The sequence below is a fragment of the Psychrobacter sp. 1Y1 genome (assembly GCF_051847395.2).
Taxonomy (GTDB): domain Bacteria; phylum Pseudomonadota; class Gammaproteobacteria; order Pseudomonadales; family Moraxellaceae; genus Psychrobacter.
Genome location: NZ_JBPYDF020000001.1, coordinates 556,539 through 570,184 on the forward strand (window position 1 = coordinate 556,539; position 13,646 = coordinate 570,184).

General features: G+C 42.0%; 16 protein-coding genes. 9 read left to right on the forward strand and 7 right to left on the reverse strand.

Going from position 1 to position 13,646, the window contains the following annotated elements; all coding sequences use genetic code 11:
* Window positions 1-249: 249 nt before the first annotated feature.
* Window positions 250-1,908 (forward strand): RNA polymerase factor sigma-54, encoded by a 1,659-nt coding sequence (gene rpoN / locus ACS8FA_RS16390; RefSeq protein WP_439264140.1) that lies wholly within the window; start codon window positions 250-252, stop codon window positions 1,906-1,908.
* A 359-nt stretch (window positions 1,909-2,267) separates the two neighbouring features.
* Window positions 2,268-2,648, forward strand: a complete 381-nt coding sequence (hpf, locus tag ACS8FA_RS16395; RefSeq protein WP_102078036.1) for a ribosome hibernation-promoting factor, HPF/YfiA family — start codon at window positions 2,268-2,270, stop codon at window positions 2,646-2,648.
* Between the two features lie 208 nt (window positions 2,649-2,856).
* Here the strand turns inward: hpf and thiS are convergent, their stop codons facing one another.
* The 4 genes from thiS to ACS8FA_RS16415 form a co-directional block, all read right to left on the reverse strand.
* Complete coding sequence (thiS, locus tag ACS8FA_RS16400) at window positions 2,857-3,057, reverse strand: sulfur carrier protein ThiS (protein ID WP_057758131.1); 201 nt, start codon at window positions 3,055-3,057, stop codon at window positions 2,857-2,859.
* A 126-nt stretch (window positions 3,058-3,183) separates the two neighbouring features.
* Window positions 3,184-3,558: a DUF423 domain-containing protein gene (locus tag ACS8FA_RS16405; protein ID WP_439264143.1), complete on the reverse strand. Its 375-nt coding sequence runs from the start codon at window positions 3,556-3,558 to the stop codon at window positions 3,184-3,186.
* Between the two features lie 24 nt (window positions 3,559-3,582).
* Complete coding sequence (gene rpoH, locus ACS8FA_RS16410) at window positions 3,583-4,446, reverse strand: RNA polymerase sigma factor RpoH (RefSeq protein WP_197099889.1); 864 nt, start codon at window positions 4,444-4,446, stop codon at window positions 3,583-3,585.
* A 240-nt stretch (window positions 4,447-4,686) separates the two neighbouring features.
* On the reverse strand, window positions 4,687-5,142 hold the full coding sequence (locus ACS8FA_RS16415) for a sulfurtransferase TusA family protein (protein ID WP_439264145.1): 456 nt from the start codon (window positions 5,140-5,142) through the stop codon (window positions 4,687-4,689).
* Between the two features lie 538 nt (window positions 5,143-5,680).
* On the opposite strand from ACS8FA_RS16415, the gene ACS8FA_RS16420 reads away from it, so the two are divergent.
* Window positions 5,681-7,252 carry a M48 family metalloprotease gene (locus ACS8FA_RS16420; protein WP_522901985.1) on the forward strand — a complete coding sequence of 524 codons (1,572 nt, stop codon included), beginning with the start codon at window positions 5,681-5,683 and terminating at the stop codon, window positions 7,250-7,252.
* Between the two features lie 104 nt (window positions 7,253-7,356).
* Here ACS8FA_RS16420 and ACS8FA_RS16425 read toward each other — a convergent pair whose 3' ends face one another.
* Together ACS8FA_RS16425 and rpsU are read right to left on the reverse strand one after the other, a co-directional pair.
* Window positions 7,357-7,806, reverse strand: coding sequence for a GatB/YqeY domain-containing protein (locus ACS8FA_RS16425; protein WP_058025631.1), 450 nt, complete (start codon window positions 7,804-7,806; stop codon window positions 7,357-7,359).
* A gap of 206 nt (window positions 7,807-8,012) precedes the next feature.
* Entirely contained in the window at window positions 8,013-8,228 is a 216-nt protein-coding gene (gene rpsU, locus ACS8FA_RS16430) for a 30S ribosomal protein S21 (protein ID WP_010195908.1), read from the reverse strand.
* A 371-nt stretch (window positions 8,229-8,599) separates the two neighbouring features.
* Between rpsU and ACS8FA_RS16435 the strand changes: the two genes are divergently transcribed.
* From ACS8FA_RS16435 to ACS8FA_RS16460, 6 genes are all read left to right on the forward strand, one after another.
* Window positions 8,600-8,938, forward strand: a complete 339-nt coding sequence (locus tag ACS8FA_RS16435; RefSeq protein WP_439264149.1) for a hypothetical protein — start codon at window positions 8,600-8,602, stop codon at window positions 8,936-8,938.
* 125 nt (window positions 8,939-9,063) lie between these two features.
* Complete coding sequence (locus ACS8FA_RS16440) at window positions 9,064-9,600, forward strand: c-type cytochrome (protein WP_134292357.1); 537 nt, start codon at window positions 9,064-9,066, stop codon at window positions 9,598-9,600.
* Between the two features lie 342 nt (window positions 9,601-9,942).
* Window positions 9,943-11,001: a tRNA (adenosine(37)-N6)-threonylcarbamoyltransferase complex transferase subunit TsaD gene (gene tsaD / locus ACS8FA_RS16445; protein WP_439264151.1), complete on the forward strand. Its 1,059-nt coding sequence runs from the start codon at window positions 9,943-9,945 to the stop codon at window positions 10,999-11,001.
* A 44-nt stretch (window positions 11,002-11,045) separates the two neighbouring features.
* Window positions 11,046-11,417, forward strand: a complete 372-nt coding sequence (crcB, locus tag ACS8FA_RS16450; RefSeq protein WP_102078044.1) for a fluoride efflux transporter CrcB — start codon at window positions 11,046-11,048, stop codon at window positions 11,415-11,417.
* A 205-nt stretch (window positions 11,418-11,622) separates the two neighbouring features.
* Window positions 11,623-12,318: a phospholipase D-like domain-containing protein gene (locus tag ACS8FA_RS16455; protein ID WP_439264153.1), complete on the forward strand. Its 696-nt coding sequence runs from the start codon at window positions 11,623-11,625 to the stop codon at window positions 12,316-12,318.
* Window positions 12,319-12,332: 14 nt separating this feature from the next.
* Window positions 12,333-12,578, forward strand: a complete 246-nt coding sequence (locus ACS8FA_RS16460; protein ID WP_102094678.1) for a hypothetical protein — start codon at window positions 12,333-12,335, stop codon at window positions 12,576-12,578.
* 29 nt (window positions 12,579-12,607) lie between these two features.
* On the opposite strand, the gene ACS8FA_RS16465 is transcribed toward ACS8FA_RS16460, so the two are convergent.
* Window positions 12,608-13,360 (reverse strand): reverse transcriptase family protein, encoded by a 753-nt coding sequence (locus ACS8FA_RS16465; protein WP_439264155.1) that lies wholly within the window; start codon window positions 13,358-13,360, stop codon window positions 12,608-12,610.
* Window positions 13,361-13,646 lie beyond the last annotated feature (286 nt).

Below are 13,646 nucleotides of genomic sequence, written 5' to 3' on the forward strand. Positions count from 1 at the left end.
CATTCACCGTAATTTATTATAATATTTTCGCGGTAATGAGCAGACTGCTCGTATTTATGGGTTACTCATCCTTGCCAAGATGTTAGTTTACTAGCGATAGCAAACCAAACGTATCCGGACAAAACATAAATTATCATAGCAAAATTGTGGCAAAAAATGCTATCGTCATGTCCTGATAAGATTTATGTCGTTACCTTTACTGACAGAATAAACACAATATCACTAAGATCGGAGTGCAATAAGCCGCCCATGAGTATGTCGTTCGGATTGGCGACCACGCTGAGCAACTCACAAAAGCTAACCCCGCAAATGCAGCAAGCCATAAAATTGCTGCAGCTCTCTAGTCTTGAGCTCGCACAAGAGGTTCAGGCAAAACTAGATAGTAATCCATTACTTGAACGTATCGAAAATGATGACGAATACGACAGTGGTGACGATGAAATAGAGGAATGGAACGAGCCGTTGACGCTTGATAGCTGGAATCAAAGTAGCAGTGACTCATTCGACTCAGTACCTACTACCAGTATAGAGTACAGTAGCGATAGTAGCGATAGCTTCAGTGATAGTTTGGATAAATTACAACAGCCTAATATCGATGATAGTGCAATAGATGTAGATAGCTACAGCAGTTCTGATGCCGATAGCTTTGATATAGGTAGCTTTGACACGGGTAACTATGCTTCTACCGCAGCGGGCTCTGGCAATAGTAGGGGTGATGAAGATTTTGATAGTTACCAAGGCGGTACATCGTCTACCATTCAAGATCATGTGCGCTGGCAGCTGAACTTTAAACGTCTATCAGAGGCCGATACGCTGATTGCAGAGTATTTAATAGACTCCATGGATGATATGGGCTTTATTCGAATTGATATAGATGAGCTGCTACAGAGCTTTGATACGATGGCAAGTTTCTATCAATGGGATGAGCGCGTTGAGAAAGAAGAAGTCTTGACGGTATTACATATTATCCAGTCCTGTGATCCAGTTGGCGTAGGGGCGCGTCATTTAAGCGAATGCTTATCGATTCAGCTATCCAAGTTAGATGTTCACACTGAATACCTACAGGAAGCCCAAGCGCTGCTATCAGCGAGCGAGCATTTAGTCAGTAATAATATTAAAGCACTGACTGAACGCACAGGGCTTGCACCAGAATATATTACACCTGCGCTTACCCTACTACGTACCTTAAACGCTTCGCCAGGGCTACTGTTTCAGTCTAGTCAGCCTGATTATGCCCAGCCGCCTGAGAGCTACGATATTCCAGATGTGTTGGTCACCCCTGTTAGGAATAATAAGGCGACAAGTAACTCTGAAGTAGAAGAGGATGGCTGGTATGTACGCCTCAATCCAGATACCTTACCAAAGCTACGCGTAAACCAAGAATATGCCAATTTGGTCAAGCGTGGCGATGACAGCCCTGACAATCAATATCTGCGCGAAAACCTCACCGATGCTCGATTGTTTATTCGTAGTATCGAAGAGCGCAATCAAAACCTACTCAAAGTAGCGACTAGCATTGTACGCTATCAACAAGAGTTCCTGCAGCATGGTGCAACCGCCATGCAACCCCTAATATTAAAGGCAATTGCTGAAGAAGTTGACTTGCATGAATCTACGGTCTCACGCCTTACCACCAGTAAAACCATCTTGACGCCGCAAGGGTTGTTCTCTTTGAAACACTTCTTTTCCTCTCACGTAAGTAGTGCTGATGGAGATATCTCATCGACCGCTATCAGTGCCATGATTAAAAAGCTCATCGCTGACGAAGATCCCAAAAAACCATTATCAGACAGTCGTATCAAAAATGAGCTGTTAGCAGATGGTATCGATATAGCCAGAAGAACCGTCGCCAAATATCGTGAAGCAATGAATATTGGCTCGTCTACTCAGCGCAAACAGAAATACTAACTATCTAGTCTTACCTTGCTATAAGGTTAATGGTTACCTGTCTGTATAGTGTAATACAGATATAAAAAATAAAATTTTTTGATTATATAGAAACCAAGTAGAAATAATAGGTATTGTTACACTTAATTACAATTTAACGGCTTGCTACTAGGCGATTTTCATGACAAATTAGAGTCATACCAACAACGAAAACCAAGCGCCGATTTATAGTATTTATTTATAACTAATAAAGGAGACGATAAAAGGATACGTCGACACATTACTAGAGGCTTTGGTGTAGTTAGTGGTAAGGCAGGATGATAAGAGCAAGAATGCTACCTCATCTGTTGATTGTAAGTTACAAATAAAAGGACAACAATATGAATGTTTCTATCAGTGGTCATCATATCAGCGTTACCGAAGCTATGGACACAGCAGTACGCGAGAAGCTTGAAAAAGTAGAGCGTCACTTCGATCAGATACAAAGTATTCAAGTGATTTTATCGTTAGACAATAGCGGTGCTAGCGACGGCGGTAAAAAGAGCCATAAAGCTGAAGCAATTATGCGTGTCTCGGGTCAAGAAATGTTTGTCCAAGCGTATGAAGATGATATGTATAAAGCCATTAACGAGATGGCAGACAAGCTAGATAGACAAGTACGTAAGTATAAAACCCGTCAAGAGCGCAAAAAGACTCAGGGTGCAGGACGCGATGGCCGTTATCAGGATCTAACCCCTGCAGAAGCAGTACCAGCAGCATAGTTCGAGTTTAAAAATTTGAACACTATCGTTACAAGCTAGTGAAAGCAGACTAAGAGAATAAAAAATTTATAAGTAGCTGCTGCATTATTTTGCAATTGACATAAAAAAAGACCTCTAACGTGTAATACGTTGAGGTCTTTTTTAGCATTAGTAAACTTAGAACGAAAATGAACTAGCTATCAGCTCAAGCTTATCTGTCTAAACATTATTAACCACCGCCGACGGCTTGTACTACTTCTATATTCATACCTTCTACGATACGCAGTTGAGCAAGCTCGCTCTTTGGCATCAACTCGCCGTCTACTTCTACAGCGTAACGACCTTGGCTAAGACCAAGCTCATTGATAACCAGTTGCACAGTCTGATGAGTGGTTTGCAAGCTTTTACCATTGACACTAATGGTGCTCATATTAAATACTCCCTAATATTTCAAAATTCCTGTTTATCTGCTATTCACTGCGTATCTTTTGCTTTATTACTGATAGTTTGTCGCAGCTGATGCAAAGAGCTAACAATAACTATTCTATTAAACAGCTCAGCTAACTGGGTCCTTCAATCGAAAAGCAGAGACGGCCAACCATAGCCAACCTGCAATAATAAGAACGCCGCCAATGGGCGTAATCGCACCGAACCAGCGCGGTGCACCAAGCGTCATTGCATATAAGCTACCAGCAAAGATGATAATACCAATTTGTAGCAACCAAGCGGTAGTCTGAGTAATATATTTCAAACGAATCAGTAAACCGACAAGCAATAGTCCCAGCGCATGTACGAACAAATACAGCGTTGCCGTATGCCACCACTCGAGCTGTTGGATGCTGATACGGCCTTCTAGACCATGCGCACCAAATGCGCCCAAAGCAACAGCAATAGCCATATTAATTGCTGCAATACCGATCCAATTTAACATTGAACAACTCGTATCATCTTAGGGCTACTGAATATCATCTGGCAGAATCACACTATCAATGGTCATCGCATCACGGATTTTGTCCATGGCATTCTTTTCAATCTGACGGACTCGCTCAGCTGAGATAGAATAAACTGCGGCTAACTCATGCAAGGTGGATTTTTGCTCAGACAACCAGCGCTGTTCGACGATATCACGCGAACGATCATCTAAAGTACCCATAGCAGCGATAAGTGCTGATGAGTTGTTTTCTTCCCAATCCGCTTCTTCTAATTGCTCAGCTGGATCAATACCGTCTTCCAAGAATAGCTGAGGGGCATAGCGGCCATCATCATCGTCGCTTGACTGCGCCTCGAACGAAGCATCATAAGAGGTCAGACGTGATTCCATCTCTAACACTTGCTTGCGCGTGACATTCAAGTCATTAGCAATCGCATCCGCTTCTTCTAGTGTCAGCTGATTGTTGGTCTTCTTAAGGCTGCGCAAGTTAAAGAACAGTTTACGATGAGCCTTGGTAGTCGCAACTTTCACAATACGCCAGTTGCGAATCACAAACTCATGAATTTCAGCTTTGATCCAATGTACGGCAAAGGATACCAAACGTACGCCTTTATTCGGGTCAAAACGTTTGACGGCTTTCATTAATCCTAAGTTACCTTCTTGGATTAAATCTGCTTGCGGCAATCCGTAACCCGAGTAACTACGTGCGATATGAATTACAAAACGTAGATGCGACATCACCAGTAGACGAGCGGCTTCGACATCACCTTCATCATAATAGCGATGCGCCAGCTCTTGCTCTTGTACTGGCGTCAAAATAGGGATTTGATGGACAGTATTGATATACGCGCCCAAGTTAACCCCTGGCGCTGACAGGTGAGTTGGCATAGCTGGTACTAAGTCGCGAGTACTGGTATTGCCCAATGCACTCGCGTCATAGGGCGGTCGCTGAGCCGCAGCCTTTAATGCAGCATCGCGTGCATCGTTTTTTATAGGAGCTGAGCCATCTTTTTTATTTGTATTTACAGCATCAGTAGAAGTATTAGCCATATTCTTGACCTTGGTTAAATAGTTAAGCAAATAGTCAGATAAAAATCTTTATGATTTAATTGTAAAGGATAGCAGCGCTTAGTTGCTATCAGTTTTGGTAATGATGAAGTGATATATTGTAGCGAAACGCTGTAATGATGTGCTATCAACTGACGAATGGTCAGTAACTTCATTGACCACTAGCTCTAAGTAATCTGCCGACTGTGATTGCTGACTTTGTCTACAAAACGCTGTGATATCAGCTTGCGAGTTGGGGTCAGTTGCAACCACATACAGTGATTCGCCAACTGTTACGTCACGTAATGCGACTTTAGTTTTTAACAATGGCATCGGGCATGCAAGACCGCGTCCATCAACGAAACCTTTTATATCTAGTTCAGATTGCGATGTAGCTATATTATCTGAGTTATGACTTTCAGTCGGTAGCAGCTCTAATAAACTTGCAATGTCGTTCTGCTGTGCATCAGTTAAATTCGCTGACAATTGCATAAAGTGCGATACACGTTCGATGACTAATTCACTAGCAGCGGACATAACTTAAACCTTGTAGATATCTATATTTTAATTTGCTTTATTAATAACAGGCTTTGATATTGAGTACGAACATAATCCAGAAATTATAAATTATGAGGTCGCCATCACAGTCATCTAAACCTACTATCATTGTTGCTTATTATACCAAATAGACAATGTATAGTTGCAGTTGAATATAATCAACGCTGTGTTCGGTTCACTAGAATCATATAACCAAGAGTTGCACGATTAGCAATTGCTCGATTAATAGTTATACGATTGAGACTCACTGCATAAATAATGGCCCAATAAATAATTACACAGCCATGTTGCGCAATCGTGACGGGTGGCTAAGTTATTGGTAGTTAAGTTCATTGTAGAATTGACCTTGTATAAACAAGCTCGTATAGTCGAAAAGACGTCGTCAATCATCTTATAGGATATACACTTGTACCACGCTCATAGAACGAAGCGACCCAACAGCAACAACTCTTTAATAGCCACCAACTCTGTAGGCTTGCCGATTATGCTGTCTAAGCAAAAAGGTAAACGTCATTTTATGAGTGTAGCTTTGCCAAATAGTATCAAGGTAGGGCTGTCAATGATGCTACTAGCCATGGCTAGTGGTGCACATAGTCGTGAGAGTCAAATGTTGCCATTTGCTGATAGCTCGTGGCAAGTCACAGATCCGCAAACGCTAGATCTACCAAACCTGCGCGGACAAGGCTTAAGCTTTGCTGAGCAATATCAAAATAAAATGCTTGGCGAGTGGTCATTACAGAATATCAATGGCCGCGTCAGAATGGAACATGATCCTTGGGTACAAGAAACGATAAAAGACATGACGTGGCGTCTCAATGCCCAAGCTCGTCAGCAAGCACCACTTGGCGTCGTTATCATTGACAACCCCAGTATCAATGCCTTTGCAGCGCCTGGCGGCGTAATAGGTATCAATACTGGAACGATACTGTCAGCTAGTAGCATGGATGAGCTGGCGAGCGTCGTCGCGCATGAAGTTGCGCATATCAGTCAACGACACTACGAAAGCGGCGCTGACGAACGTAAAAAAGCCTTGCTGATGCAGCTAGGCGGTATGCTAGCCGCGATTGCTGCCTCAGCTGTCGATGGTGATGCCGCTGCGGCTGTGATGATGGGCAGTCAGACGGCTTCGATGAATAGCAGCATGGCGTTTAGCCGTAGTAACGAACGTGAGGCTGACCGAGTAGGAATGCAGATTATGACCCAAGCGGGTTATGATCCTCGGGCGATGCCACGGTTCTTTGCCACGATGAATCAGCAGAGTCAGTTAAATCAAGTTGAGAATCAATTCTTACCGAGCTTTGTACGCTCACATCCTCTGAGTAATGAGCGGTTGAGCGAGTCACAAAGTCGCGCCCAGCAGTATCCAGCGCTCTCATTGAGCCAGCAGCAGCGCCATCAAGCATTGTTTGATTTGTTGTATTGGCGTGTGCAAGTGACTGGTAAACATGCATCCGAAGTCACACTGACAACGGCTGCTAAAAACAGTCTCGGAGCCAAACTTGCGCTAATGCATTGGTATGGAGAGCAGCAGCGTTTTACAGATGCTAATAAGGTATTAGCTGAGATAAATGCGTTATCAAATACGCAGCGTCAAAATTTAGAGCCTCTATTGTCGATTACCCACAGTCAGCTATTGAGTGAACAAGGTAAATGGCAACAAACCGTAGATGTATTGGAGAGCCAGCAGCGCCTATATCCTGAGCGCCGTGATTTACGTCTTTATTTGGCCGAAGCGCTGACTAACAGTAATCAGCCGATAAAAGCTCAAGCGCTGTTGAAGCCACTAACAGAACAGCAGCCAAGCGATCGCTATGCATGGCAAAGTTTGCAGCTTGCTAATGAAAAGCTCGCTAAAACCGCAACGTCACCACAACTGGCTAATATTGCAACGATCAACGCATTGCGTTATCGCAGTTATGATCAACTTTGGAATGGGCGCTATGAGAGTGCGTTGACATCACTGACGCAGGCCAAGCAATTGACTGAAAACCTGCAAGCCACAGCACAAAGCAATAGTGCGCGCCCATTGCTAGCCAATATCAATGCAGAAATCAAAGCAATAAAAACCGCCAAAGACTTTGAGCCTTAGGCGGTTTGTAAATAGTCAGTTTTTTGTACAATAACGGGTGCGTTTGACGACATCATTTTCAGTAATAGCAGCTCATATGCCGGCTTGCTACCCAAAATGAAAAATTAGCCTTGTAGTGCATCTTTAACCATTTTAGAGATCAACGCAGGATCAGCACGACCAGCGGTCTTGTTTTTCAGTACACCCATCACGCTGCCCATATCACGCATAGAAGTGGCACCTTGCTCTGCGATTTCCGCGTTGACCAATGCCATGATTTCATCTTGATTCATTTGCTGCGGCATAAACTCATTGATAATATCAATTTCAAACTGCTCTTTGGCCGCCAAATCATCACGGCCATTTTCAGTAAAAATAGTGAGCGACTCTTGACGTTGTTTTAGCTGCTTTTGTAGCACTTCTAATACTTGCGCGTCATCAAGCTCTGTCTGACGATCGATCTCAATTTGTTTGACCACTGATTGTACGTTGCGCAGTATTTTGACACGCTCAAGCTCACGAGCTTTCATAGAAGTTTTGATGTTGTCTGATAACGTCTGTTTAAGTTGGCTCACTGCTATTATCCTTATTCGTTTGTTAAATGCTATTTGTTGGGTACTGTTTAATAAGTTTTTTTGGGGTAAAACCTGCTGAGAGCGGGCTTTGATAAAAAATTGCGTCAGCAGTAACAACAAAAATTGTAGCATAAAAAACGCCACTGATATCGATGGATAACAGTGGCGTTAGTGTAGCACTTGTACTTAACTAATCAGATTATTGATTAGTACATACGAGTAGTACGAATAGTTTCGCGTTGTAACTTCTTCTTATAACGCTTTACGGCAGCAGCTTTTTTGCGCTTACGTACTTGCGTTGGTTTTTCATAAAACTCACGCTTACGTACGTCTGATAATACACCAGCTTTTTCACAAGCGCGCTTGAAACGACGGATAGCGATATCAACTGGTTCGTTTTCTTTAACCTTAACTGCAGGCATGAAGACTCCTCGATTAGGATGAGATATAAGGGCATTAGTTTGGCTGTGTATTAGTATTTAGCCGTAATATCTCAAGATTACTGGCATCAGCTCAAACTAGGACAATTCTCACGCATTAGCGTAAGGGCAGGTATTTTAATAAAAAATACCAACAAAGTCAATGATTTTAAGCATTTATTGCCGATAAGGTATTCAATTAGATGGCTATTTGAATTTGGCTCTCAAACTATGAATTCGACATATATACAACGCTTTATCAATAAAAAACCCCTACCATCTATAACGGTTTGATTGGAGTTTATGCTATGATAATTCCCATATTATAGTAAGCCTATGAACCGTTTTGTGTGTATTTTATTGAGGATGTTGGAATGAAAAAAACAGTATTTAACACGGCATTAAGCACGGCACTTATCGTAGCTTTAGGTGTGAGCGTGAGCGCTTGTAGTGGCGGCGAAGAGCATGAAGAAGTAATGGCAACCGATCGCGTTGACGAAGCTGCTGAACTTGCCATCAAAAATGCACCACCAGCTGAAGAAATGGAGTTCCCAGAGACAGCACCAATGCCAGCGGCTGATGCAGTGGGTACAGAAGCTGACGCTGATACTACAGAAGCAGCAGCTACCGATAGTATGGATACAGCCGCTGCTCCTACTGACAGCGCTGATATGGCGGCTACTGACGATACAGCTGCAGCCATTGCTGAATAATTTAGTGGTTAATGGACTATTAACTCAATGGACTATTAAACAGTCGTTGGTCGTATACGTAAGTACTTTAAGCTTATATAACGCACCTCTAATTGATTGCAGACTGACTAAGTAAGGGTAAAACCATGATTGATATACAACCGTATATGAACAAGCTGAAATTGTCTGTGATCAGCATGAGTGTGGTATTTGCTGTGAGTGCTTGTAGCGGTGATAACACAGCTACGGAAGAGTCTACAGCAGCCAATGAGCCTGTTACCGCTATAGAAGAGAAAGCTGTAGCAGAAACCGAAGGCACGACGCCTGAGTCTGTGGTTGAGCCAGAAACAGATACAGAACCAAAAGCAGCAACAGAGTCTGCCGACATAGTAGATGACGCAGTGGCAACACCTGAAACTGATTCTGAGCCTGAAGTGTTGGCAGCAGATGCAGGTGCCAAACTGTATGAATCAAATTGTCAGGTGTGTCATGCTGCAGGTTTGCTCGATGCGCCAAAGTATGGTGATACAGCGGCTTGGACAGCTCGTCTGACCAAAGATAAAGAGACGTTGTACATGCACTCGGCTAAAGGCTTTAATAAAATGCCAGCGCAAGCAGTAAACGGTGTGACCGAAGCACAAGTTAAAGCAGCTGTTGATTATATGCTAGCGTCGGTAAGCTGATACTCTATATTAGAGTATGTCAGCTATTGAAATTTGCTAAACTGGCCGTCATTGTGACTGACAATGACGGTTTTTTTATGCACGTTTTTTGTCATGTCAGTCTGAGAATATACAGCTGTATCAAGCGAATTCGAGATAGTGTGTGGCTGATTGTATTATAGTCGGTGAACTACTAAACCGCTACGGCGTTACCCTCCTTAGATGTACTACTTGTACAATCTGCAGTCGGCTGCCTTGTACTCATTTTAGAGTTCTTTGACTATAGTTATCCAATTTCTCAAAATGATGTAAGATAAAAGTGCGACAAAAGTAGCACGAAAACGAAAGTATAAAGGCAAAAGTATGAAAGTATTGGGCTTAGAGACCTCTTGTGATGAGACGGGGCTAGCGATTTTTGATAGTGAGCAAATAAATAGCGACAACCAAGGTTTGGTCGGGCAAGTACTGTACTCTCAGATTGAGCTGCACGCACTTTATGGCGGCGTTGTGCCTGAGCTTGCCAGTCGCGATCATATTCGTAAGCTTGTGCCGTTACTCAACGAGCTGCTAGAACAGTGCGATATGAAAAAAACCGACATTGATGCGATTGCCTATACTAAAGGACCTGGTCTTATTGGTGCATTGATGACAGGCGCACTGTTTGGTCGTAGCTTGGCATATGGTTTGGATATTCCAGCGATTGGTATTCATCATATGGAAGGGCATCTTTTAGCGCCGCTTATGGGCGCGAACCCTCCGGCATTTCCTTTTGTCTCGCTACTAGTATCTGGTGGGCACACGTTACTGATTGCTGCTCACGGTGTTGGACAATATGAGATATTGGGCGAGTCGATAGATGATGCGGCGGGTGAGTGCTTTGATAAAGCAGCTAAAATGCTAGGCCTGCCTTATCCTGGCGGCCCTAATATTGCCAAGCTGGCAGAGACGGGCAACCCTGATGCTTACGCACTGCCAAGACCAATGCTACATCGGGGTCTAGACTTTTCGTTTAGTGGCATGAAAACAGCCGTACATAATCTGATCAAAGATACGCCATGTTCGGGAGGATCGGGCAATGGCGCTGACAGCGATCCGCAGGTTCGTGCTGATATTGCCGCGAGTTTTCAGCATGCAGTGGTCGATACGCTAGTGAAAAAATGTGTCAAAGCACTCAAGCAAGCAGATATGAGCCGCTTAGTAATTGCAGGTGGCGTCAGTGCCAATACTCATCTGCGCGAGACGTTAGAAGCGGAACTGGCTAAGATCAATGCGACGGTTCATTATGCACCGCCTGCGCTATGTACGGACAATGGCGCGATGATTGCTTATGCAGGGTTTGAGCGCTTGCAAGCAGGACAATCTGATGATTTGGCCGTTAGCTGTATTCCGCGTTGGCCAATGACAGAGTTGCCAGCCGTATAACTGAGCACTTGGTCCAACACGTTTATATGAATTAAGGACAGTCTATGCAGTGGCTTGCTATTGGTTTGGGCGCAGCATTCGGTGCTTGCCTGCGAGCCTGGCTATCGCGTTTTAATGCCTTGCACGGTTGGGTGCCACTCGGTACCCTGAGCGCTAATATCTTAGGTGGATTGCTGATAGGGCTGGCGCTAGTGTGGTTTGAGCGTATGGGAAGCAACTTATCTGATCATGTACGCGTGTTTGTGATAACTGGTTTTTTGGGCGGATTGACTACTTTTAGTACGTTTAGTGCAGAGGTATTTGGCTTTATCCATGACGGGCGGCTGCTGGCAGGCTTAGCGCTCATCGGCTTGCATGTTGGACTGACATTATTAGCAACCGCGCTTGGCTTTTATTTCTTTAAGCTAGTTTTGTAGGCGTTGATAGATATTAATCGTTTAAGAGTCTGTTATAAGTGGTTCCATTATACCAGTCTGTTTTAAATGGTCTGTTAATGAGTCTAGAGGGCATAATGACTGGTTCCGCTGGGGTATGATTGGGTAAACCAGATGCTACGTCATTAAGGCAAGGTAAATCTGATAGCATACATAACAAATTTAAGACGATTGTAGAGGTTTTTAGGTGGCTGATAAAAGTAGTTACAATGAAATAGATCTTGAAAATATCGCCAATTTCAATGAACTAATAGGAACAGATCACTCTTTTAAAGACGGTGATGTTTCAGTCTATTTTAGAGGGTTAAAAGATAGGTTAATATCTGAGATTAACAATTCAGAGATAGTTCTTGGCGCAGTAGCATGGCTCACGGATTATGATTTATTAGAAGCTATATCTAAAAAACCTTGTCAAATAGTACTGCAAAAAGAGGATTTTTTACGACCAGATATGGAAGTAATATTAAGCCGTAGTTCAAAATTAAAGTTAAGAGAAGCCTATAATAATCTTTCATTCGAATATACATCTGTAAGCTTTTCTAATAAAATCTTTGAATTATCCTATGATGAGATTTTTGATATTGAACCTGTAAGGTGCTTTGGTCTTCTTACTGAAAAAATGAAACATTGCTCTCCGAAAATGCATAACAAATTCTTAATATTTTGCGAATTTGATACTAATACAAATAAAATAAAGCCTAAAAAAGTTTGGAGTGGATCAGCGAATTTAACAGAAATGTCAATGTACTCTTTAGAAAATGCTATTTTAATAGATAACGAAACCATAGCCTTACAGTATCTTAAGGAGTATGAATATATTTATTATTTATCAGAAAGTTTAAACTGGGACTCCACTTGGGTTTCTCCATTTAATAATAAGTAATTCAAGGATTAGTTATGAAAAATAGACCACTTATAACTGAGCAAAAAACGGTTAAAAAAGAAGATAGACCACTTAGAAATATATATAGTATTGAAGCACTAAGAAAGAAAATCGGGTGTGCCTCATACGATGACCTAAAGCCGTTGGGCTATGACGTTGACGGTTATTTTTCTCGGAAGGAAGAAGAGAGGCTAAGAGCAATTACAGATCCATATGTACCAACAGACTACGATAGTAATGGGTGTTACTGGGGGACGTAACAAAGAATTGGGACTAGATGGTGGATTGTCTATTTAGTGCCAGACGTGTTTGGCAGCTTGCAACTTGCCCACTCTGCTAATCCACTAGCCTGTGCTTCGTTTCCTTGATGCCTTGCTGCCCTAAGTCTTTTTAACGTTTTACGAGTTGGGTGTACATTATAATATGATACACCTACACCTGTAATAACAGCGCGACCATTATTTTTATCTTGCAGCCTGATTTTATTGGTATTAAGTTTAAAATTGAAGTAGTTGCATATTTTAATAACCTCGCTGATTATAAAATGAACTTTTTCTTTTTCATCAAAGCTAAAAGTTAAGTCATCTGCATATCGGCTGTAAATAATATTACTATCGAAAGATCTCAGGTTTTCAACAATCATGCGATCCAGTTCTATTACTGCAATGTTAGCGGCATAGGGACTTGTAGGGTAGCCTTGAGGTAGCCTACTCTTAATTAGAATAAAATATAAAATATCTTCTGAAATATATTTTTCTAGATGCTTTGAGGTAATATTATCAAAGAAGTCTTTGATATCTAAGCTTAGGATATAGCGGTTTTTAAGGTGACAAGAAGCATTCGTGACACAGTTTCTACCCTTAAAAAAAGCATGATCACAGTCATAAATATGTTTTTTTTCATATATATATGCGAGAGGTTTTAATAAAGTATTAAGATGTTTTTTAAAAGATTCATCAGGAATATATATGTCTCTGAACTTACCATTTTTTTTAGATAACTTTATTTTTCGATAAGTATAAACCTTTTCTTTTTTAGCCAAAATTTACACCTCAAATTTCATACCACCGAAATAATGTAAAACCCTATCGAAGTTACGTATCTCCAATCTGCCGTAGGTAGATTAGAGTTTTTCCAAGTACCTGCATGATCCAAGTTTTAAGCGGACGAAACGTCTACGCCAAGATCATGCCATAGCTAACTATGATAGGGCAAATAAGATGCTACTTCATTTCAATGCAAATGTAAATTAGAGTCTTTATTGGATTGACAACAGCAAAAAATATCCTGGTTAGTTAGCGGTGAATTGACCCGATAATTAAGTACAT